This is a genomic window from Rhodoferax sediminis, assembly GCF_006970865.1.
Classification (GTDB): Bacteria; Pseudomonadota; Gammaproteobacteria; order Burkholderiales; family Burkholderiaceae_C; genus Rhodoferax_A; species Rhodoferax_A sediminis.
Genome location: NZ_CP035503.1, coordinates 3,581,275 through 3,602,056 on the forward strand (window position 1 = coordinate 3,581,275; position 20,782 = coordinate 3,602,056).

The 20,782-nt window shown below is 64.6% G+C and carries 17 protein-coding genes and 1 pseudogene; 13 read left to right on the plus strand and 5 right to left on the minus strand.

Annotated features, from left to right (window positions below; translation table 11 throughout):
* Positions 1 to 56: 56 nt before the first annotated feature.
* The 5 genes and pseudogenes from EUB48_RS17300 to EUB48_RS17320 form a co-directional block, all read right to left on the minus strand.
* A pseudogene (locus tag EUB48_RS17300) lies at positions 57 to 2,665 on the minus strand (bifunctional aconitate hydratase 2/2-methylisocitrate dehydratase).
* Positions 2,666 to 2,735: 70 nt separating this feature from the next.
* Positions 2,736 to 3,344: a hypothetical protein gene (locus EUB48_RS17305; protein ID WP_142820278.1), complete on the minus strand. Its 609-nt coding sequence runs from the start codon at positions 3,342 to 3,344 to the stop codon at positions 2,736 to 2,738.
* Positions 3,341 to 4,369 (minus strand): HpcH/HpaI aldolase/citrate lyase family protein, encoded by a 1,029-nt coding sequence (locus tag EUB48_RS17310; RefSeq protein WP_142820279.1) that lies wholly within the window; start codon positions 4,367 to 4,369, stop codon positions 3,341 to 3,343. Before EUB48_RS17310 ends, EUB48_RS17305 begins: the two co-directional genes overlap by 4 nt.
* Positions 4,366 to 5,157 carry a trans-aconitate 2-methyltransferase gene (tam, locus tag EUB48_RS17315; protein WP_142820280.1) on the minus strand — a complete coding sequence of 264 codons (792 nt, stop codon included), beginning with the start codon at positions 5,155 to 5,157 and terminating at the stop codon, positions 4,366 to 4,368. The genes EUB48_RS17310 and tam overlap by 4 nt, the downstream gene beginning before the upstream one ends.
* 24 nt (positions 5,158 to 5,181) lie before the next feature.
* On the minus strand, positions 5,182 to 6,168 hold the full coding sequence (locus EUB48_RS17320; protein ID WP_142820281.1) for a malate dehydrogenase: 987 nt from the start codon (positions 6,166 to 6,168) through the stop codon (positions 5,182 to 5,184).
* 168 nt (positions 6,169 to 6,336) lie between these two features.
* Between EUB48_RS17320 and EUB48_RS17325 the strand changes: the two genes are divergently transcribed.
* The 13 genes from EUB48_RS17325 (at position 6,337) to EUB48_RS17385 (ending at position 20,747) form a co-directional block, all read left to right on the plus strand.
* Entirely contained in the window at positions 6,337 to 7,131 is a 795-nt protein-coding gene (locus tag EUB48_RS17325) for a GntR family transcriptional regulator (RefSeq protein ID WP_142820282.1), read from the plus strand.
* A gap of 127 nt (positions 7,132 to 7,258) precedes the next feature.
* Entirely contained in the window at positions 7,259 to 7,705 is a 447-nt protein-coding gene (sdhC, locus tag EUB48_RS17330) for a succinate dehydrogenase, cytochrome b556 subunit (protein ID WP_142820283.1), read from the plus strand.
* Between the two features lie 51 nt (positions 7,706 to 7,756).
* A complete protein-coding gene (sdhD, locus tag EUB48_RS17335) occupies positions 7,757 to 8,122 on the plus strand; it encodes a succinate dehydrogenase, hydrophobic membrane anchor protein (RefSeq protein ID WP_142820284.1) in 366 nt (121 codons plus the stop codon).
* Between the two features lie 28 nt (positions 8,123 to 8,150).
* Positions 8,151 to 9,941: a succinate dehydrogenase flavoprotein subunit gene (gene sdhA / locus EUB48_RS17340; RefSeq protein WP_142820285.1), complete on the plus strand. Its 1,791-nt coding sequence runs from the start codon at positions 8,151 to 8,153 to the stop codon at positions 9,939 to 9,941.
* Positions 9,942 to 9,984: 43 nt separating this feature from the next.
* Positions 9,985 to 10,689, plus strand: coding sequence for a succinate dehydrogenase iron-sulfur subunit (locus EUB48_RS17345; protein ID WP_142820286.1), 705 nt, complete (start codon positions 9,985 to 9,987; stop codon positions 10,687 to 10,689).
* A 12-nt stretch (positions 10,690 to 10,701) separates the two neighbouring features.
* Positions 10,702 to 10,986 (plus strand): FAD assembly factor SdhE, encoded by a 285-nt coding sequence (locus EUB48_RS17350; protein ID WP_142820287.1) that lies wholly within the window; start codon positions 10,702 to 10,704, stop codon positions 10,984 to 10,986.
* An 11-nt stretch (positions 10,987 to 10,997) separates the two neighbouring features.
* Positions 10,998 to 12,308 carry a citrate synthase gene (locus EUB48_RS17355; RefSeq protein ID WP_142820288.1) on the plus strand — a complete coding sequence of 437 codons (1,311 nt, stop codon included), beginning with the start codon at positions 10,998 to 11,000 and terminating at the stop codon, positions 12,306 to 12,308.
* 208 nt (positions 12,309 to 12,516) lie between these two features.
* A complete protein-coding gene (locus EUB48_RS17360) occupies positions 12,517 to 13,455 on the plus strand; it encodes a LysR family transcriptional regulator (protein WP_142820289.1) in 939 nt (312 codons plus the stop codon).
* Positions 13,456 to 13,484: 29 nt separating this feature from the next.
* Positions 13,485 to 14,906, plus strand: coding sequence for a 3-isopropylmalate dehydratase large subunit (gene leuC / locus EUB48_RS17365; protein WP_142820290.1), 1,422 nt, complete (start codon positions 13,485 to 13,487; stop codon positions 14,904 to 14,906).
* 74 nt (positions 14,907 to 14,980) lie between these two features.
* On the plus strand, positions 14,981 to 15,634 hold the full coding sequence (gene leuD / locus EUB48_RS17370; protein WP_142820291.1) for a 3-isopropylmalate dehydratase small subunit: 654 nt from the start codon (positions 14,981 to 14,983) through the stop codon (positions 15,632 to 15,634).
* A gap of 42 nt (positions 15,635 to 15,676) precedes the next feature.
* Positions 15,677 to 16,765: a 3-isopropylmalate dehydrogenase gene (gene leuB, locus EUB48_RS17375; RefSeq protein ID WP_142820292.1), complete on the plus strand. Its 1,089-nt coding sequence runs from the start codon at positions 15,677 to 15,679 to the stop codon at positions 16,763 to 16,765.
* Between the two features lie 124 nt (positions 16,766 to 16,889).
* A complete protein-coding gene (gene asd, locus EUB48_RS17380; RefSeq protein WP_142820293.1) occupies positions 16,890 to 18,053 on the plus strand; it encodes an aspartate-semialdehyde dehydrogenase in 1,164 nt (387 codons plus the stop codon).
* 240 nt (positions 18,054 to 18,293) lie between these two features.
* Positions 18,294 to 20,747, plus strand: a complete 2,454-nt coding sequence (locus EUB48_RS17385; RefSeq protein WP_244618255.1) for a motility hub landmark protein FimV — start codon at positions 18,294 to 18,296, stop codon at positions 20,745 to 20,747.
* The last annotated feature ends 35 nt before the right edge of the window (positions 20,748 to 20,782 follow it).

Genomic DNA, 20,782 nt, shown 5'->3' on the forward strand with positions numbered 1-20,782 from the left:
GGGGCCTTGCCGAAGTGCTGGATTCCCGCCTGCGCGGGAATGACTTGCCGGGCGGCTTACGCCGCCACGCCTTCCTTCACCGTATCCGCCATGTCCGTGTAATCCTTGACCTTGTCAAAGTTCAGGTACTGGTAGATCTGGTCGCTGGCGGCCGTGAGAACGCCCATGTCGGCCATGTACTCGGCCTTGGTCGGGATGCGCCCGAGCTTGGAGCAAATCGCGGCCAGTTCGGCGGAGCCGAGGTACACGTTGGCGTTCTTGCCCAGGCGGTTGGGGAAGTTGCGCGTCGAGGTGGAGAACACCGTGGCGCCCTCGCGCACCTGCGCCTGGTTGCCCATGCACAGGCTGCAGCCGGGCATTTCCATGCGCGCGCCGGCGTTGCCGAGCACGCCGTAATGGCCTTCTTCGCTGAGCTGCTTGGCGTCCATCTTGGTGGGCGGCGCGACCCAGAGCTTGACGGGGATATCGCGCTTGTTTTCCAGCAGCTTGCTGGCGGCGCGGAAGTGACCGATGTTGGTCATGCAACTGCCGATGAACACCTCGTCGATCACGGCGCCCGACACATCGCTGAGCGTCTTGACGTCGTCCGGGTCGTTCGGGCAGGCCACGATGGGCTCGTGCACGTCGGCCAGGTCGATCTCGATCACGGCCGCGTATTCGGCATCGGCGTCGCGCGCCAGCAGCTGCGGGTTGGCCAGCCAGGACTCCATGGCGGCAATGCGGCGCTTGATGGTGCGTACGTCCGAGTAGCCCGTGGCGATCATCCACTTGAGCATGGTGATGTTGCTGGTGATGTACTCGATGATTGGTTCCTTGTTCAGGTGCACCGTGCAGCCGCCCGCCGAGCGTTCGGCCGACGCGTCGCTGAGCTCGAAGGCTTGCTCCACCTTGAGGTCGGGCAGGCCCTCGATCTCCAGGATGCGGCCCGAGAAGATGTTCTTCTTGCCCTTCTTCTCGACCGTCAGCAGGCCGGCCTTGATCGCGTACAGCGGAATCGCGTTGACCAGGTCGCGCAGCGTGACGCCGGGCTGCATCTTGCCCTTGAAGCGCACCAGTACGCTCTCGGGCATGTCCAGCGGCATCACGCCGGTGGCCGCGCCGAACGCCACCAGGCCGGAACCGGCCGGGAAGCTGATGCCGATCGGAAAGCGCGTGTGGCTGTCGCCGCCGGTGCCGACCGTGTCGGGCAGCAGCATGCGGTTGAGCCAGCTGTGGATGATGCCGTCGCCCGGACGCAGCGGAATGCCGCCGCGATCGCTCATGAACTCGGGCAGTTCGTGGTGCATCTTCACGTCGATCGGTTTCGGGTAGGCCGCCGTATGGCAGAAGCTTTGCATCACCAGGTCGGCACTGAAACCCAGGCAGGCCAGGTCCTTGAGCTCGTCACGCGTCATCGGGCCGGTGGTGTCCTGGCTGCCGACCGAGGTCATGCGGGGCTCGCAGTAGGTGCCGGGGCGCACGCCCTGGCCTTCGGGCAGTCCCACCGCGCGGCCGACCATTTTTTGCGCGAGGGTGAAGCCTTTTTTCGTGTCGTGCGGGCTTTGCGGCAGACGGAACAGGGTCGAGACCGGCAGCCCCAGCGCTTCGCGCGCCTTGGCGGTCAGGCCGCGGCCGATGATCAGCGGAATGCGGCCACCGGCGCGCACCTCGTCGAACAGCACCTCGCTCTTGAGCTTGAATTCGGCCACCACTTGGCCGCCCTTGAGCGCCTTGCCCTCATAAGGGCGCAGCTCCAGTTCATCGCCCATGTTCATCTGGCTCACGTCGAGCTCGATTGGCAGCGCGCCCGAGTCTTCCATGGTGTTGTAGAAAATCGGCGCGATCTTGTTGCCCAGGCACACGCCGCCAAAGCGCTTGTTCGGCACGAACGGAATGTCCTCGCCGGTGAACCACAGCACCGAATTGGTGGCGGACTTGCGCGAGGAACCGGTGCCGACCACGTCGCCCACGTAGGCCACCAGGTTGCCGCGCGCGCGCAGGTCTTCGATGAATTTGATGGGGCCGCGCTTGCCGTCTTCCTCGGGCGTGATGCCGTCGCGCTTGTTCTTCAGCATGGCCAGCGCATGCAGCGGAATGTCGGGGCGGCTCCAGGCGTCGGGCGCGGGCGAGAGGTCGTCGGTGTTGGTCTCGCCCGTGACCTTGAACACGGTCAGCTTGATGCTTCTCGGCACTTCGGGACGCGAGGTAAACCACTCGGCATCGGCCCAGCTTTGCAGCACGGCCTTGGCATGCGCGTTGCCCTGGTCGGCCTTTTCCTTGACGTCGTGGAACTGGTCGAACATCAGCAGGGTTTTCTTCAACCCTTCCGCGGCCACCGCAGCCACGGCGGCATCGTCGAGCAGATCGATCATCGGGCTGATGTTGTAGCCGCCCAGCATGGTGCCGAGCAGCTCGGTGGCCTGCTCGCGCGACAGCAGCGGACATTTTTCGGTGCCGTGGGCCACGGCGGCGAGGTAGCTGGCCTTGACCTTGGCGGCATCGTCCACGCCGGCGGGCACGCGGTGCGTGACCATCTCGACCAGTGCGGCTTCTTCACCCTTGGGGGGTTCTTCAGCAGTTCGATCAGTTCGCCGGTCTGCTTCGCCGACAGGGGCAGCGGCGGAATGCCGAGCGCGGCACGCTCGGCGACATGGGCACGGTAGGTTTGCAAAAACTCGGGCAGCATGGTGGGGGAGTCCTTCTTGATTTTAGAAAATAATGGCGCCAGCCCTTCATTGGCGGGCGCTTTCAGCTATTCATTTAGTAGCGGCCGACGCTGCACCGGTCTTCACCGGTGCGTCCAGCAGGCCGGGGCCGGGGTGCTCTTTCATGTTCTCGGCGACCGTCGCCTGGGCCGGGCTCTTGCACTCGTCGGCCATGCGTTGCCCGAGCTTCTCGTTCAGCAGCATGGATTTGTTGGACAGCTGGAGCCACACCGCACCCGCCTTCTGGTCTTCCAGGCGCACCGCGCCGGTCGAGGTCACCACGGGGAACATGCGGTAGCTGAAGTTCTTGCCGCGCACGTCGAAGTAGCCCGGCGTTTTGGGATCGGGTGCGAGCGTGACGGTGGCGCCCAACTCGCAGGGCAGGCTGCCCACGTACACGCGCTGCGCAATCGCCAATTCGGCGGGCGTGAGTGCGGCGTCGGCCGCTTCAATACCGGCGGCCGCGTTAATGGCGGCGCTTTTGAGGTTTTGGCGGTTCGTGCTGACCACGGGCTTTTTCTTCGCCACATGCCTGGCGGCGGGCTTGGTGACATGCTTGGCGGCGGGTTTGGCCGCTGCGGTGTCGGGCGTGGTGCCCGTTTGCGCAAGCACCAGGGCGGGGCTTAGCAGAATCAGGCTGGCGGTGAGGAAGGCTTTCATGAGGGTGTCTCCGTGGAATGTATCGTGGGGGGGTCGGCGGGGTTGAAATAAATCCGGATTTCATCGGGCAGTTCCCTGCCCGTCTGGTGCGCGCGCTCCAGCACCTGCCAGAAGTAGCGGTAGCTGGCGCGGTCCTGCAGTTTTCCTTCAAAAGAGACGGGAGCCCAGTCTGCATCGGCAGCAGCGGCTATTATTTTTGTAGCGATCTCGATCTCGCGCGCACTCGGCGCAAACGCCTGCAGGATAGTGCGGATCTGGTCCGGGTGGATGCTCCACATGCGGGTGTAGCCGAATTCGCGCGCGGCCCGGCGCGCGGCCGCGCCGAGCGCCTCGGTGTCCTTGAACTCGGTCACCACGCAGTGCGAGGGCACCTTGCCCCAGGCATGGCAGGCCGAGGCGATTTCGAGCTTGGCGCGCACCACCAGCGGATGGGTGAACTGGCCCTGCACGCCCATGCCGTCCGAGGGGATCGCGCCGCCGTGGCTGGAGACAAAGTCCATCAGGCCGAAGCTCAGCGACTGCACGCGCGGGTGCGCGGCGATCTCGAAGGCGCGCTGCACGGCGGCCGGCGACTCTATCAAAACCTGTAGCGGCAAATGCCCGGCAGATGCGGACTCCAGGGCTTTTTCGGCCCGAATCACGTCGTCCACCGACTCCACTTTCGGAATCATGATGTGGCACAGCCTGCGCCCGGCCGCGCCGGCAATCGTGGCGATGTCGGACTCGAACGCGGGATGGTCCACCGGATGCACGCGCACGGCGACGCGCGCCTTGCCGTCCGCCAGCAGCGCCAGCGCCACCACCAGCGCCGCGTGATCGGCCTCGCCACCGACCGGCGCGCCGTCCTCGCAGTCCAGCGTCACGTCGAACACGCAGGCGCCGAACTCCTCGGTGAACTCGGCCTGCAGCTGCAGGCTCTTGCGCATGCGCGCCTCGACGCCGCTGTAGTGGTCGCACACCGGAAGAAAAGCGCCGGCCGCCTGGGCGCCCAGCAAAACTTCGCGCGGATGGCGTCCGGCCCTCATGATGGCTTGCGCTGCGCCACAATGAACAGGCGTGGAAATGCCAGCAGCAGGCGTCCGTCGGCGCGCGGCGGATAGGCCTGCGCGATGCAGCGCTCGTACTCGGCCAGATAGCTGGCCTGCAGTGCGGACGGCAGGCGATCGACAAAGGGCTTGAGCCCCGTGCCGCGCACCCATTCGACAATCGCGGCGGGAGTCGCCATCGGGTGCTGGTAGATGGTGCGCCAGACGTCGACCTGCGCCGCCTGCTTTGCCAGCAGGTCGTAATAGCCGCCGATGCCCAGCAGTGCGGTGCGCAGCCGGTCGGCGTCGCCGATGGGCTCCGCCCACGGCGCCTGCGCCGCCAGCTCGCGCATCAGGCGGTGCGTCGGCTCCTGGCGGTTGTCGGGCATCTGGATGGCGAGCACGCCGCCGGGCGCGAGCGCGGCAAACAGGCGCGGAATCAGCGTTTCGTGATCGGGCACCCATTGCAGCGCCGCGTTGGCGTAAATCAGGTCGGGCGCCCCGCCCTGGGCGGCGTCGGGCGTCCAGCGCGCGATGTCGCTGAGCTCGAAGCGCACCTGCGGCAGGCGCTGGTGTGCGCTCGCCAGCATGGCTTCGGAGTTGTCGGTGCCGGTGACCTGCGCGGTCGCAAAACGCCGCACCAGCAGTTCGGTGGAATTGCCGGGCCCGCAGCCGAGATCGACCACCCGCGCTGCCCGCTCCAGCGGCACGCGCGCCAGCAGGTCCTGCGCCGGCCGGGTACGCTCATCCTCGTAGCGCCGGTACAGGTCCGGATTCCAGTCGTGCATGGACAGGCAGTTTGACGGCCCGGCTTACAGCAGGTGGGCCACGCCGGCCTGCTCGTCCAGCAACTCCTTGAGCGTCTTGTCGATGCACTGCTGGCTGAAGGCGTCGATCGGCAGGCCCTCGACCCGCTTGTATTCGCCGTTCTCGCAGGTGACCGGCACGCCGAACATCACGTCCTTCGGAATGCCGTAACTGCCATCCGACGGAATGCCCATGGTGACCCACTTGCCGTTGGTGCCCAGGGCCCAGTCGTGCATGTGGTCGATCGCCGCATTGGCCGCGGAGGCCGCGCTGGAGAGGCCGCGCGCCTCGATGATGGCGGCACCGCGCTTGCCCACGGTGGGCAGGAACACGTTGGCGTTCCATTCCTGGTCGTTGATCATCTTGGCCACGCTCTCGCCGTTGACGGTGGCGAAGCGGTAGTCGGCGTACATCGTGGGCGAGTGGTTGCCCCACACGGTGAGCTTTTCGATGTCAGCCACAGCCTTGCCGGTCTTGGCGGCAATCTGGCTCAGCGCGCGGTTGTGGTCCAGGCGCAGCATGGCGGTGAAGTTCTTGCCGGGCAGGTCGGGCGCGCTCTTCATCGCGATGTAGGCATTGGTGTTGGCCGGGTTGCCCACCACCAGCACCTTGACGTTGCGGCTGGCCACGGCGTTCAGGGCCTTGCCCTGGGCCGTGAAGATCTGCGCGTTGACCGCCAGCAACTCGGCGCGCTCCATGCCGGGACCGCGTGGACGCGAGCCGATCAGCAGCGCGTAGTCGACGTCCTTGAACGCGGTCATCGGGTCGCCGTGGGCCTGCATCTCGACCAGCAGCGGGAAGGCGCAGTCCTGCAGTTCCATCATCACGCCCTTGAGCGCCTTCTGGGCTTTCTCGTCGGGGATTTCGAGCAGTTGCAGGATCACGGGCTGGTCTTTGCCCAGCATTTCGCCCGAGGCGATGCGAAACAGGATGGCGTAGCCGATTTGACCTGCGGCACCGGTAACGGCGACGCGAACGGGTTTTTTGCTCATGATGGACAGCTCCAGAAAGGGTGATGAAAGAGGCCTCCAAAAAGGAGCCCGGGCGCTTGGCAAAAGCGGTTCGAAACAGGCTTGGAGTTTACCCGCGAAAACCCGGACCGGTCAATTTGTCTTATATCTTATATAAGATATGATTGAGTCCTTCAAACGATCCGCCCCATGTCTCACTCTTCTGTCGATCCCGAAGCCTCCGACGCCGAGCCGGGCAGCGCCGGCGCAAGCAGCCCGACACCCGCCTTCAGCCCGCTGTACCAGCAAATCAAGGGCCTGATCCTGCAAAGCCTGCAGTCGGGCGAATGGAAGCCCGGCGCGGCCATTCCGAGCGAGATGGATCTGGCGGTGCGCTATCGCGTGAGCCAGGGCACGGTGCGCAAGGCGATCGACGAACTGGCCGCCGACAACCTGGTGGTGCGGCGCCAGGGCAAGGGCACGTTTGTGGCCACGCATGCCGAACACCAGGTGCAGTACCGCTTTTTGAAGCTGATTCCCGACAACGGCGACGTCAACAGCGAGGGGCCGGCCCAGCGCGAAATCATCGACTGCAAACGCCTGCGGGCCAGCGCCGACGTGGCCCGCGCTCTGGCGCTGCGCACGGGCGACGCGGTGCTGCAGGTACGCCGCGTGCTGTCGTTCTCGGGGGTCCCGACCATTCTGGAGGATCTGTGGCTGCCCGGGGGCCCGTTCAAGGGACTGACCGCGGAGCGCCTGTCGGACTACCACGGCCCGATGTATGCGCTGTTCGAAGTCGAATTCGGGGTGCGCATGGTGCGGGCCGAAGAGCACATCCGGGCCGTGACGCCCGATGCCGCGCAATGCGCGCTGCTCAAGGTCAAGGCGGGCACGCCGCTGCTCAGCGTGGAGCGGATCGCCTGCACCTACAACGACGTCCCCATGGAGCTGCGCCGCGGCCTGTACCGCACGGATACGCACCACTACCGCAATGAGCTGAACTGACGTGCGGGCGATGGCAGAAATCGGGCAAAAATGGCGGTCGCCGCGGCGGTTTGCTGCGTTGCAATAGAATTTTGGGTCGTCAGCCGTTGCACAATTACAAAGTCGTTACATTCACGAAAGCCATTTCATGCCCCAGCTAGCCCCCCCCGCACGACCCAAACGGCCCGAGTTCCGGAACATCAATGCCTTCACGGATCTGACCACCTACCGCATGCCTCTGGCCGCCCTGGTGTCGATTCTTCACCGGATCAGCGGCGCGATCATGTTCGTGCTGCTGCCATTCATCATCTGGATGTTCGACACCTCGGTCTCCTCGGAAATCTCGTTCGAGCGCTTCAAGTCGGCCTTCAATATCGGTATCGGCGTTGTACCTGGCTGGTTCATCAAACTCGTCGCCCTGCTGCTGATCTGGGCGTTCTTGCACCATTTCATCGCCGGCCTGCGCCACCTGTGGGCCGATATCCACCACGGCGCCGTGTCGAAAGAATTCGGCCGCAAGTCCGCGGCCAGCACACTGGTGTTGAGCATCGCCCTGCTGCTGATCCTCGGCGCCAAGCTGTTCGGCCTTTACTAAAACTTCGCGGGCAGATCTTCCAGGCTGCCCGCCATTGATCAGGAGCTTCCCATGTCTGTAAATTTCGGCACCAAACGTCTCGTAGTGGGTGCGCACTACGGTTTCCGGGACTGGTTGGCGCAGCGCGTCACGGCGGGTTTGATGGCGCTGTTCACGCTGCTGGTGCTGGCGCAAGTGGTTTTCACCCGCGGGCCGATCGGCTATGACACCTGGGCCGGCATCTTCGCGGCCCAGTGGATGAAGGCGCTGACCTTCATCGTCATCGTCGCCCTGCTCTACCACGTGTGGGTCGGTGTGCGCGACATCTTCATGGACTACATCAAGCCCGTCGCGCTGCGCCTGGTGTTGCAAATCTTCTCCATCGTCTGGCTCGTGGGTTGCGCGGGCTGGGCCATCCAGGTTCTGTGGCGCCTTTGATGCCACGCCACTACCGAGGCTGAAACTCATGACTTATTCCGTTACCAAACGAAAATTCGACGTTGTCATCGTCGGGGCCGGCGGCTCCGGCATGCGCGCATCGCTGCAACTGGCGCGCGCCGGCCTGAACGTGGCCGTGCTCTCCAAGGTTTTCCCCACGCGCTCGCACACGGTGGCGGCGCAGGGCGGCATCGGCGCCTCGCTGGGCAACATGAACGAGGACAACTGGCACTACCACTTCTACGACACCGTCAAGGGTGGTGACTGGCTGGGTGACCAGGACGCGATCGAGTTCATGTGCCGCGAAGCGCCCAACGTGGTGTACGACCTGGAACACATGGGCATGCCGTTCGACCGCAACGCCGACGGCACCATTTACCAGCGCCCGTTTGGCGGCCACACCGCCAACTACGGCGAAAAAGCGGTCGAGCGCGCCTGCGCGGCGGCCGACCGCACCGGCCACGCCATGCTGCACACGCTGTACCAGCAAAACGTCAAGGCCAAGACCAGCTTTTTCGTCGAATGGATGGCGCTGGACCTGATACGGGACGCCGACGGCGACGTGATCGGCGTCACCGCGCTGGAAATGGAAACCGGCGACGTCCACATCCTGCAGGCCAAGACCACCTTGCTGGCCACGGGCGGTGCCGGACGCATCTTTGCGGCCTCCACCAACGCCTATATCAACACCGGCGACGGCCTGGGCATGGCGGCACGTGCCGGCATCCCTTTGCAGGACATGGAGTTCTGGCAGTTCCACCCGACCGGCGTGGCCGGCGCCGGCGTGCTGCTCACCGAAGGCTGCCGCGGCGAGGGAGCGATCCTGATCAATGGCAATGGCGAACGCTTCATGGAGCGCTATGCGCCGACCCTGAAAGACCTGGCGCCGCGCGACTTCGTCTCGCGCTCGATGGACCAGGAGATCAAGGAAGGCCGCGGCTGCGGCCCGAACAAGGACTACCTGCTGCTCAAGCTGGACCACCTCGGTGCCGAGACCATCATGAAGCGCCTGCCCTCGGTGCTCGAGATCGGGCACAACTTTGCCAACGTCGACATCACCAAGGAGCCGATTCCGGTGGTGCCGACGATCCACTACCAGATGGGCGGCATCCCGACCAATATCCATGGCCAGGTGGTCACGCAAAACGCGGAGAACAAAAGCGAGGTCGTGAACGGCCTGTACGCGGTGGGCGAATGCTCCTGCGTGAGCGTGCACGGCGCAAACCGCCTGGGCACCAATTCCCTGCTGGACCTGCTGGTGTTCGGCCGCGCGGCCGGCAACCACATCGTGGAGTTCAACAAGCAGAGCAAGGCGCACAAGCCGCTGCCCGCGGATGCGGCGGACCTGCCGCTGGCCCGGCTGGCGCGCCTGGATGGTGCCAGCAGCGGCGAATACGCGCAGGACGTGGCCAACGCCCTGCGGGCTTCCATGCAGCACCATGCGGGCGTGTTCCGCACGCAGGCGATCCTGGACGAAGGCGTGGTGCAGATTGCCGAAATGCGCAAACGTGTCGAAGCCATCAACCTCAAGGACAAGTCCAAGGTGTTCAATACCGCGCGCATCGAGGCGCTGGAAGTCGAGAACCTGATCGAGGTCGCGCAGGCCACCATCATCTCCGCCGCGGCACGCCACGAGAGCCGGGGCGCGCACAGCGTGGCCGAATACGGCGATACGCCCGAAAACCCGCTCGGGCGCAACGACACCGAGTGGCTGCGGCACACGCTGTGGCACAAGGAGGGCAACCGCCTGAGCTACAAGCCGGTCCAGATGAAGCCGCTCACCGTTGACAGCATTGCGCTGAAAACCCGCACCTTCTGACCCGCGCGAAACCGCACCGACCAAGACACCGGAGAACAACCCCATGACCAAGCGCACTTTCCAGATTTACCGCTACGACCCGGACAAGGACGCCCGGCCCTACATGCAGACCCTGGAGGTCGAACTCGACGGCCACGAGCGCATGCTGCTGGACGCCCTGATGAAACTCAAGGCGCAGGATCCCGGCATCGCCTTTCGCCGCTCCTGCCGCGAAGGGGTGTGCGGCTCGGACGCCATGAACATCAATGGCAAGAACGGCCTGGCCTGCCTGACCAATATGCGCACCCTGAAGGACCCGATCGTGCTCAAACCGCTGCCGGGCCTGCCCGTCGTGCGCGACCTGATCGTGGACATGACGCAGTTCTTCAAGCAGTACGACTCGATCAAGCCTTACCTGATCAACGACACCGTGCCGCCCGAGAAGGAGCGCCTGCAAAGTCCCGAAGAGCGCGAAGAACTCAACGGCCTGTACGAGTGCATCCTGTGCGCCAGCTGCTCCACGGCCTGCCCCAGCTTCTGGTGGAATCCCGACAAGTTCGTCGGCCCCGCGGGTCTGCTGCAGGCCTACCGTTTTCTGGCCGACAGTCGCGATCAGGGCACGGCCGAGCGCCTGGACAACCTGGAAGACCCGTACCGCCTGTTCCGCTGCCGCACCATCATGAACTGCGTGGACGTGTGCCCCAAGGGCCTGAACCCGTCTCTGGCCATCAACAAGATCAAGGAAATGATGGTCTCCCGGGCCACCTGAGCGGGGCCTGGAATGCATATGGCGAACGAGCGCTTGGATGAGCGGGCCTTGAGCAAGCTCAAGTGGCGCTGCCGCCGCGGTTTGCTGGAAAATGACATCTTCATCGAACGGTTTTTCAACCGGTATGAGGAAAGCCTGACCATCCGGCAAGCCCAGGGGCTCGGTGCTCTAATGGATCTCAGCGACAACGACCTGCTGGACCTGCACCTGTCACGCAAAACCCTGGCCCAGGTGAGCCCGGAACTGGATCGCGCCGACGTGCTCGAAGTATTGAATCAATTACGAGATAACCGCTGAAAGGGTAAAAAATGAAACTAGCTGACAACAAAGCCACCCTGTCGTTTAGCAACGGCAGCCCGAGCGTCGAGTTACCGGTGTACCAGGGCAGTGTGGGACCGGACGTGGTCGATATCCGCAAGCTGTATGCCCAGACCGGCATGTTTACCTACGATCCGGGCTTTCTGTCCACGGCGGCCTGCCAGTCGGCCATCACCTACATCGATGGCGACAAGGGTGAGTTGCTGTACCGCGGCTACCCGATCGAGCAGTTGGCCGTCAACTGCGACTACATGGAAACCTGCCATCTGCTGTTGTACGGGGAGTTGCCCACCGCCGCCGGCAAGAAGGACTTCTCGCGTCTCGTGACCATGCACACCATGGTCAACGAGCAGATGCAGCTGTTCATGCGCGGCTTCTTCCGCAGCGCCCACCCCATGGCCATCATGACCGGCCTGGTCGGCGCGCTGTCGGCCTTCTATCACGACAGCACGGATATCACCAACCCCGAGCACCGCGAGATCTCCGCGATCCGACTGATCGCCAAGATGCCCACCCTGGTGGCCATGGCGCACAAGTACACCGTAGGCCAGCCCTACATGTACCCGCGCAACGACCTGAGCTACTCCGCCAACTTCCTGCACATGATGTTTGCCACACCGTGCGAGGAATACAAGGTCAGCCCGGTGCTCGAGCGCGCCATGGACCGCATCTTCACGCTGCATGCCGATCACGAACAGAACGCCTCCACCTCCACCGTGCGCCTGTGCGGCTCGTCGGGCACCAATCCGTTCGCCGCGATCGCGGCCGGCGTGGCCTGCCTGTGGGGCCCCGCTCACGGCGGCGCCAATGAGGCCGCCCTCAACATGCTGGAAAACATCCAGAAAAACGGCGGCGTCGAGAAAATCGGCGACTTCATCAAGCAGGTCAAGGACAAGGACTCCGGTGTCAAGCTGATGGGTTTTGGCCATCGCGTGTACAAAAACTACGACCCGCGCGCCAAGCTGATGCAGGAAACCTGCAAGGAAGTGCTGAAGGAAATGGGGCTGGAGAACGACCCCCTGTTCAAGCTGGCGATGGCGCTTGAAAAGATCGCCCTGGAAGACGACTATTTCGTCTCGCGCAAGCTCTACCCCAATGTCGACTTCTACTCGGGCATCGTGCAGCGCGCCATCGGCATCCCGGTGTCGCTGTTCACCGCGGTCTTCGCGCTGGCCCGCACCGTGGGCTGGATCGCCCAGCTCAACGAGATGATCGGCGACCCCGAGTACAAGATTGGCCGCCCGCGCCAGCTGTTTACCGGCGCGGTCAAGCGCGATGTGCAGCCGATTGCCAAGCGCTGAGGGACCCTGCGCCTGAACCGGCCGGCACGCACACGGCCCCCGATTCACAGGCCTGGAGCCCGCTTCGTGCGGGCTTTTTCATGCCTGCCTCTTCAAGCAGGCAGGCATCGCGAACCGCGACGGCAAATCAGCCTGTAAAGGGTGAAAATACAGCTCCATCGCCAACCGCGATGACAAAGGGCCGGAATCCACCTTCCGGCGCTTTTCCATGAAACCCACCGAACGCAACTTTGCCCGCCGCATTGACCTGACCTCGCTGCAACTTTTTGTGGCGGTGTGCGAGCTCGGCAGCATCGGCCGGGCCGCCGAGCGCGAATTCATCGCCGCCTCGGCCGTGAGCAAGCGGCTCAGCGATCTCGAGGCCACTCTGGACACGCCGCTCCTGTACCGCCACACGCGCGGCGTCGACCTGACGCCGGCCGGCGAGAGCCTGCTGCACCACGCGCGCTCGGTGCTGTTCAGCCTGGAAAAAATGCAGGGCGAACTCAGCGAGTACGCCGACGGCGTGCGCGGCCACGTGCGCGTGCACGCCAACATTTCAGCCATCGTGCAGTTCCTGCCCGAAGACCTGGGCACCTTCGTGCGCAAGCACGAGCAGGTCAAGATCGACCTGGAAGAGCATCTCAGCATGGACGTGATCCGTGCCGTGCAGGAAGGCGCCGCCGATCTGGGCATCTGCAACACCGCTGTAACAGGCAGCAGCGGCCCGGGCGAGCTGCAAACGCGGCCCTACCGGCATGACCGTTTGGTGCTTATTGTGCCCAAAGCCCATGTGTTGTCTACGCTTTCAGCTATCAATTTTATAGAAACACTGGATTTTGACCATGTCGGCCTGCACGCCACCAGCTCGATCTACCTCGCCATGCGGCAGGCCGCGGCGCAGGCCGGGCGCACCATCCGGCTGCGCATCCGCGTGACCGGGCTGGACGCCATGTGCCGCATGATCCACAACGGCCTGGGCGTCGGCGTGATTCCACAGCGCGCCTTCGAGTTGATGCAGGGCGTGGGCGATCTGGCCTGCGTGCCTTTGAACGACGACTGGGCGCTGCGCCAGATCGACCTGGTGGCGCGCGACTTCGCCACCTTGCCCGTCACCGCGCGCCTGCTGGTCGAGCACCTCGGCGCGCGCGCCGCGCCACAGCCATAAAATCACTTCAGCCACAAGGAAACTATCCCATGGGACGCACTCTCTACGACAAAATCTGGGACGAACACGTCGTCCACACCGAGGAAGACGGCACCGCCATCCTCTACATCGACCGGCATCTGGTGCACGAAGTCACCAGCCCGCAGGCCTTCGAAGGCCTGCGCCAGGCGGGCCGCAAGGTCTGGCGCGTCAGTTCCATCGTCGCGACGGCCGATCACAACACGCCCACCACCGGCTGGGAACTGGGCTACGACGGCATTACCGATCCGATCAGCCGCGAGCAGGTCACCACGCTGGACCACAACATCGCCGAATCGGGCGCGGCCGCCTACTTTCCCTTCCTCTCCAGACGCCAGGGCATCGTGCACGTGATCGGCCCCGAAAACGGCGCCACCCTGCCCGGCATGACGGTGGTCTGCGGCGACTCGCACACCTCGACCCACGGCGCGTTCGGCGCACTGGCGCACGGCATCGGCACCAGCGAGGTCGAGCACGTGCTGGCCACGCAAACCCTGCTGGCGAAAAAGGCCAAAAACATGCTGGTGAAAGTGAACGGCACGCTGGCGCGCGGCATCACCGCGAAGGACATCGTGCTCGCCATCATCGGCAAGATCGGCACCGCCGGCGGCACCGGCTACACCATCGAATTCGGCGGTGCGGCAATTCGCGCGCTGAGCATGGAAGGCCGCATGACCGTGTGCAACATGGCCATAGAAGCCGGGGCCCGCGCGGGGCTGGTGGCCGTGGACGAAAAAACCATCGCCTACCTGAAGGGCCGCCTGCTCGCGCCCACCGGCGTCGAATGGGACCAGGCCTGCGCCTACTGGGCCACGCTGCAGTCCGATGCCGACGCCCGCTTCGACACGGTGGTCGAACTCGACGCCGCCGACGTCACGCCGCAGGTGACCTGGGGCACCTCGCCCGAAATGGTGCTGGGCATCGATGGCCGCGTGCCCGACCCGGACAAGGAAAAAGACGCCAACAAGCGCGGCGCGATCGAACGCGCGCTGACCTACATGGGCCTGGCGCCCAACAAGGCCATCGGCGACGTCTACATCGACAAGGTCTTCATCGGCTCGTGCACCAATTCGCGCATCGAAGACATGCGCGAGGCCGCGGCCATGGTGAAAAAACTGGGGCAAAAGGTCGCGAAAAACGTCAAGCTCGCCATGGTGGTGCCGGGCTCCGGCCTGGTCAAGGAACAGGCCGAGCGCGAGGGGCTCGATGCCATTTTCAAGGCCGCCGGCTTCGAATGGCGCGAACCGGGCTGCTCCATGTGCCTGGCCATGAACGCCGACCGGCTCGAGCCCGGCGAGCGCTGCGCCTCCACCAGCAACCGCAATTTCGAGGGTCGCCAGGGCACCGGCGGGCGCACCCACCTGGTCAGCCCCGCGATGGCCGCCGCCGCCGCGGTGCATGGCCATTTTGTCGACATCCGCCGGTTTTCCTGAAGCTTTGCGGGGCAGACCAAGAATTGCGGAGCAATTTTGCTCTGCCCTCAACTGACTAGAGATAGACAAACATCATGCAAAAATTTACCGTACACAAGGGCCTGGTGGCGCCGATGGATCGCGAAAACGTCGACACCGACGCGATCATCCCCAAGCAGTTCCTCAAATCCATCCGCAAGACCGGCTTCGGCCCGAATCTGTTCGACGCCTGGCGCTACCTGGACCCCGGTTTTCCCGGCCAGGACCCGGCCACACGCCGGCCGAACCCCGACTTCGTGCTGAACCAGCCACGCTACCAGGGCGCGTCCATCCTGCTGGCGCGCAAGAATTTCGGCTGCGGCTCCTCGCGCGAACACGCCCCCTGGGCGCTGGATCAGTACGGCTTTCGCGCCATCATCGCACCCTCTTACGCCGACATTTTTTTCAACAACTGCTTCAAGAACGGCCTGCTGCCCATCGTGCTGAGCGAGGCGCAGGTCGGCCAGCTGTTTGACGAAGCCGCGGTTTTCCCCGGCTACACGCTGACGGTGGACCTGGCGCGCCAGGTCGTCATCAAGCCGCAGGGCGAAGAGTTGCCGTTCGACGTACAGCCGTTTCGCAAGCATTGCCTGCTGGGCGGCCTTGACGACATTGGCCTGACGCTGCTGCAGTCCGACAAGATCCGGGCCTTCGAAGCCCAGCGTTTGGCACAGAAACCGTGGCTAGCCCATACCACGCTTGCACAGTAAGCTACCAATTTAATAGTAATCAAAGAAAAACCGAATAAAACCATGAAAATTGCAGTACTGCCGGGTGACGGCATCGGGGTTGAGATCGTGGCCGAAGCCATCAAGGTGCTGGAAGTCCTCGATCTCCCGTTCGAGATGGAATCCGCACTGGTCGGCGGCGCCGCCTACGAAGCCCATGGCCACCCGCTGCCAGAGTCCACGCTCAAGCTTGCCAAGGCCGCCGACGCCATACTGTTCGGCGCCGTGGGCGACTGGAAATTCGACAAGCTGGAGCGTGCGCTGCGCCCCGAGCAGGCGATTTTGGGCCTGCGCAAGAACCTGGGCCTGTTTGCCAATTTCCGCCCGGCCATTTGCTACGAGCAGCTGGTCGGCGCATCCAGCCTGAAGCCCGAATTGATCGCCGGGCTGGACATCCTGATCATCCGCGAACTGACGGGTGATATTTATTTTGGCCAGCCGCGTGGTCGCCGTACCGCCGTCGATGGCCACTTCCCCGGTGCCGAGGAAGCCTTCGACACGATGCGCTATTCGCGCCCGGAAATCGAGCGCATCGCGCACGTCGCGTTCCAGGCGGCGCGCAAGCGCAGCAAACGCGTCACCAGCGTGGACAAGGCCAACGTGCTGGAAACCTTCCAGCTCTGGAAGGACGTGGTCACCGAGGTCGGCCGCGAATACCCCGACGTGGCGCTCGACCACATGTACGTGGACAACGCGGCCATGCAACTGGTCAAGGCGCCCAAGAAGTTCGACGTAGTGGTCACCGGCAACATGTTTGGCGACATCCTGTCGGACGAGGCGGCGATGCTGACGGGCTCGATCGGCATGCTGCCCTCGGCCTCGCTGAACGCCAGCAACCAGGGCCTGTACGAACCCAGCCACGGCAGCGCGCCTGACATCGCCGGCCAAGGCATCGCCAATCCATTGGCTACAATATTGTCTGCTGCCATGATGCTCCGCTTTTCACTCAACCAGCCTCAGGCTGCCGACCGTATCGAGTCGGCGGTGAAGGACGTGCTCGTCTCGGGCTTGCGCACCGCGGACATTTATTCCGATGGCACCACCAAGGTGGGAACCCGTGAAATGGGTGACGCGGTGGTCGGTGCCATTACCAAGAAGACAACCAAAGGCTGACTCGGCCCGGTTCGTCACGCCTTCCCGGCTCGACGAGCCGGGCGACCAAAACCATTGGGAACCCGGCCTGCCGCAAATGGCCGCCGTGGATTCCAAAGTGATTTGAAACGAAAGGGGCGATGTGATGAAGGTTGGTAATCTCGTAGGGTTGGTGGGCTGGCGCGGCATGGTCGGCTCCGTGCTGCTGGACCGGATGCAGGCGGAAGGCGACTTCGGTCTGATCGAGCCGGTGTTTTTCTCGACCTCCAACGCGGGCGGAAAAGCCCCGGCGCAGGCGAAGAACGAGTCCACACTCAAGGATGCGCACGACATCGCCGCGCTCAAGAAGTGCGACATCATCATCACCGCCCAGGGCGGTGACTACACCGCCGAGATTTTCCCCAAGCTGCGCGCGGCCGGCTGGAACGGTCACTGGATCGACGCCGCCTCCACCCTGCGCATGAAGGATGACGCCATCATCATCCTCGATCCGGTGAACCTGCCGGTCATCAAGAGCGCGCTGGCCAGGGGCGGCCAGAACTGGATCGGCGGCAACTGCACGGTGAGCTGCATGCTGATGGGCGTGGGCGCGCTGTACAAGGCCGGTTTGGTCGAGTGGATGACCGCCATGACCTATCAGGCCGCATCTGGCGGCGGCGCCCAGCACATGCGCGAGCTGCTGACCCAGTTCGGCACCCTGAACCACGAAGTGCGCGCCCTCTTGGACGACCCCAAGTCGGCCATCCTGGAGATCGACCGCAAGATCCTGGCCCGGCAGCAGTCGCTGTCCGCCGCCGAGACCGCCCACTTCGGCGTGCCGCTGGCCGGTTCGCTGATTCCCTGGATCGACAAGGATCTGGGTATCGGGAAAAACCCGGACGATGCCGAGTGGGGCATGAGCAAGGAAGAATGGAAGGCCGGTGCCGAGACCAACAAGATTCTGGGCCAGGGCGCCGCATTCGGAACACCGCACACCCCCGTGGACGGCTTTTGCGTGCGCATCGGCGCGATGCGCTGCCACAGCCAGGCGCTGACCTTCAAGCTCAAGAAAGACGTCCCGACCGCCGACATCGAGGCCCTGATCGCCGCCGACAACGCCTGGGTCAAGGTGGTGCCAAACACGCGCGAGGCGACCATTCACGACCTGACGCCGGTGGCGGTGACCGGCACGCTGGGCATCCCGGTCGGGCGCATCCGCAAGCTCGCGATGGGCCCTGAGTACGTGGGCGCTTTCACCGTCGGCGACCAGTTGCTCTGGGGCGCCGCCGAGCCGCTGCGGCGCATGCTGCGCATCCTGCTGGACGCCTGAGTCGGGGACCGGCCGCCAACAGTGGGCGCAGAGCCCCGATGGCAGCCGTTGTCGTTTGGCAACAACCCTCTGCACATAAGTGTCGACTAGTTGTGTGCGCACAGAGCTAAAAACTGGTCTCGCCTTGTCAGGCTAAGACATTGATGTTACTGTCAAATTTCAGTATTAAGTACTTAGGCGTTCCTCCCAATGATGCGAAAAAAATTGCCTGCTGACCCAGTCTTTGCTGCCCAAAAATTAATGAGAAAGTCATGCGGCTGGCAGGCGGGCGCCATCGCGGCCGCCATCGCCGTGTCTTTTGGTCTGGCCGCCACCGACGCCCACGCGCTGGCGCTGGGTCGTCTCACGGTCCAGTCGGCCCTGGGTGAGCCGTTGCGGGCCGAAATCGACATTCCGGACATCAATGCCGAAGAAGCCGCCAGCCTGCGCGCCACCGTGGCCTCTCCCGATGCCTTCAAAGCGGCCGGGCTCGAATACAACGCCGCCGTTTCCCGCTTGCAGATCAGCCTGCAGCGCCGCCCCGATGGGCGCTCTTACTTGAGCCTGCGCAGCGATCGCGCCGTCAACGACCCGTTCATCGACGTCATCCTCGAAGCCAACTGGTCGACCGGGCGCATCGTGCGCGACTACACGATGCTGTTCGACCCGAACCTGACGCGGCAACTGGCTCCGGTTCAGCCAACGGCGCCCCAGACTTCTGCCGCTGCCATGCCGCCGGCTCCGGCCATGGCGGCACCGTCAGCGCGCCGCGCGCCAAGCCGCCCCGCGCCGGCGCCGCGCGCTACGAGTCCGGCGCCGTCGGGTGCCGGCAACCAGGTAACGGTGAACCGGGGCGACACGGCCGGCAGAATTGCGGCCGCCAACAAGCCGGACAATGTGTCGCTGGACCAAATGCTGGTCGCCCTTTTGCGGACCAATCCACAGGCCTTCATTGCCGGCAACGTGAACCGGATCAAGGCTGGTGCGGTGCTAACGCTGCCCGATGCGCAGCAGGCTTCCGCCACGCCGGCGGGTGAGGCGCAAAAAACCATCATCGCGCAGAGCCGGGATTTCAACGAATTCCGCCACAAGCTGGCCGAGGGTGCACCCACCATGCAGATGGCGGCAGCAGACCGCAAGGCCGGCGGCCAGTTGCAGGCCAATGTCGAAGAGAAAGCCCCCGCCGCCACTTCACCGGACAAGCTGACGCTCTCCAAAGGAGCGGTGCAGGGTAAGGCGGCCGAGGATAGTACGCTCGCCGCCCGCAAGGCCAGGGATGCCGAAGCGCGCGTGGCCGAACTGTCAAAAAACATCACCGAACTGAGCAAGCTGGAAGCGGCCTCGACCGCCGCCGGCTCGGCACCCGCCCTGGCCGCCAGTGCCGCAACGGGTGGTGTGGCGGTCGCCGCCGGTGAGGCCAGCACGGCCGCTTCGGCCGCAGCAGCCGCTACGGCGGCCTCCGAAGCAGTGGCACCCGTGGCCGCTGCCGCCAGCGCTGCGGCAGCGCCGGCGCCTGCCGTGGTCGCATCGGCTCCGGCCCCCGCCAAGGTGGCGCCTACACCGGCGCCCGAGACCAGCTTCATGAGCGAACTGCTCGACAACCCCCTGGCTCCGGTGGCTGCCGGCGGCCTGATCGCCCTGTTGGCAGGCTTTGGCTTCTACCGGGCACGCCAGCGCAAGAAGGCGGGCCCGGTGGACAGCTCCTTTCTGGAGAGCCGCCTGCAACCCGACTCGTTCTTCGGCTCCAGCGGTGGCCAGAGCGTTGACACCACCAAGGCGGCAGTGCCCAGCTCGTCCATGGTGTACTCCGCCAGCCAGCTCGATGCCGCGGGCGACGTCGACCCCGTGGCCGAGGCCGATGTGTACCTGGCCTATGGCCGTGACCTGCAGGCCGAGGAAATCCTCAAGGAAGCCATCCGCACCAACCCTTCGCGCGTGGCGATTCATGCCAAATTGCTGGAAATCTATGCCAAGCGGCGTGATGTCAAGACCTTCGAGTTGGTCGCCACCGAAGCCTACAATCTGACGGCGGGCGAGAGCCCCGAGTGGGAGCAGATCTGCAAACTCGGGCAGGATCTCGACCCGGCCAACCCTCTGTACCAGCCCGGCGGCCATCCGCCCGCGCAAGACGGCGCACCGGCTTTCGGCAAGGCGCCCGTCAACGACATGGTCAGCACCATGCCGCGCACCCTGCAGCCCGCGCTGTCCCAATCGCCGGTGCCCCTCGATCTTGACCTCGACTTCTCGGCCGACGATGCGCCAGCGCCGCCCACGGCAAGCCGGCCCGGCCTCGGTGTGGACGACGTGGTGCCGCACATGCAACCCGCAGAGCCAACAGTCACCATCAATGCCCCCACATCGGCATCGGTACCGCTGGACATGGATTTCAGCGCTGCCACGTCCGGCCTTCAGCACTCGGTCGCCGCCGCCGATGCTGCGCCGGTACATGACTCCGGCATGATCGAGTTCGACATGAATTCGCTGTCGCTGTCGCTGGATCTGGACGCCGCGCCGGCCGATGCTGCCCTGCTCGCGTCCCATGAATCCGCCCATGAACCCATCCATGACCCGCTGGCCACCAAACTGGCGCTGGCCGAAGAGTTCCGCGCCATTGGCGATTCGGACGGCGCGCGCGCGCTGGCCGAAGAAGTCATTGCCCAGGCATCGGGCAGCCTGAAGGCCCGTGCCCAGCAGCTGATTGCCGAGCTCCGCTGACCGTGGACGCGCCCGCTCTTCTTTCAGCCCCGTCG

Coding starts and splice junctions, on each gene's coding strand:
- EUB48_RS17305 (WP_142820278.1), bottom strand. CDS start 3,344: ATGAAAGCCTTCCTCACCGCCAGCCTGATTCTGCTAAGCCCCGCCCTG.
- EUB48_RS17310 (WP_142820279.1), bottom strand. CDS start 4,369: ATGAGGGCCGGACGCCATCCGCGCGAAGTTTTGCTGGGCGCCCAGGCG.
- tam (WP_142820280.1), bottom strand. CDS start 5,157: ATGCACGACTGGAATCCGGACCTGTACCGGCGCTACGAGGATGAGCGT.
- EUB48_RS17320 (WP_142820281.1), bottom strand. CDS start 6,168: ATGAGCAAAAAACCCGTTCGCGTCGCCGTTACCGGTGCCGCAGGTCAA.
- EUB48_RS17325 (WP_142820282.1), top strand. CDS start 6,337: ATGTCTCACTCTTCTGTCGATCCCGAAGCCTCCGACGCCGAGCCGGGC.
- sdhC (WP_142820283.1), top strand. CDS start 7,259: ATGCCCCAGCTAGCCCCCCCCGCACGACCCAAACGGCCCGAGTTCCGG.
- sdhD (WP_142820284.1), top strand. CDS start 7,757: ATGTCTGTAAATTTCGGCACCAAACGTCTCGTAGTGGGTGCGCACTAC.
- sdhA (WP_142820285.1), top strand. CDS start 8,151: ATGACTTATTCCGTTACCAAACGAAAATTCGACGTTGTCATCGTCGGG.
- EUB48_RS17345 (WP_142820286.1), top strand. CDS start 9,985: ATGACCAAGCGCACTTTCCAGATTTACCGCTACGACCCGGACAAGGAC.
- EUB48_RS17350 (WP_142820287.1), top strand. CDS start 10,702: ATGCATATGGCGAACGAGCGCTTGGATGAGCGGGCCTTGAGCAAGCTC.
- EUB48_RS17355 (WP_142820288.1), top strand. CDS start 10,998: ATGAAACTAGCTGACAACAAAGCCACCCTGTCGTTTAGCAACGGCAGC.
- EUB48_RS17360 (WP_142820289.1), top strand. CDS start 12,517: ATGAAACCCACCGAACGCAACTTTGCCCGCCGCATTGACCTGACCTCG.
- leuC (WP_142820290.1), top strand. CDS start 13,485: ATGGGACGCACTCTCTACGACAAAATCTGGGACGAACACGTCGTCCAC.
- leuD (WP_142820291.1), top strand. CDS start 14,981: ATGCAAAAATTTACCGTACACAAGGGCCTGGTGGCGCCGATGGATCGC.
- leuB (WP_142820292.1), top strand. CDS start 15,677: ATGAAAATTGCAGTACTGCCGGGTGACGGCATCGGGGTTGAGATCGTG.
- asd (WP_142820293.1), top strand. CDS start 16,890: ATGAAGGTTGGTAATCTCGTAGGGTTGGTGGGCTGGCGCGGCATGGTC.
- EUB48_RS17385 (WP_244618255.1), top strand. CDS start 18,294: ATGAGAAAGTCATGCGGCTGGCAGGCGGGCGCCATCGCGGCCGCCATC.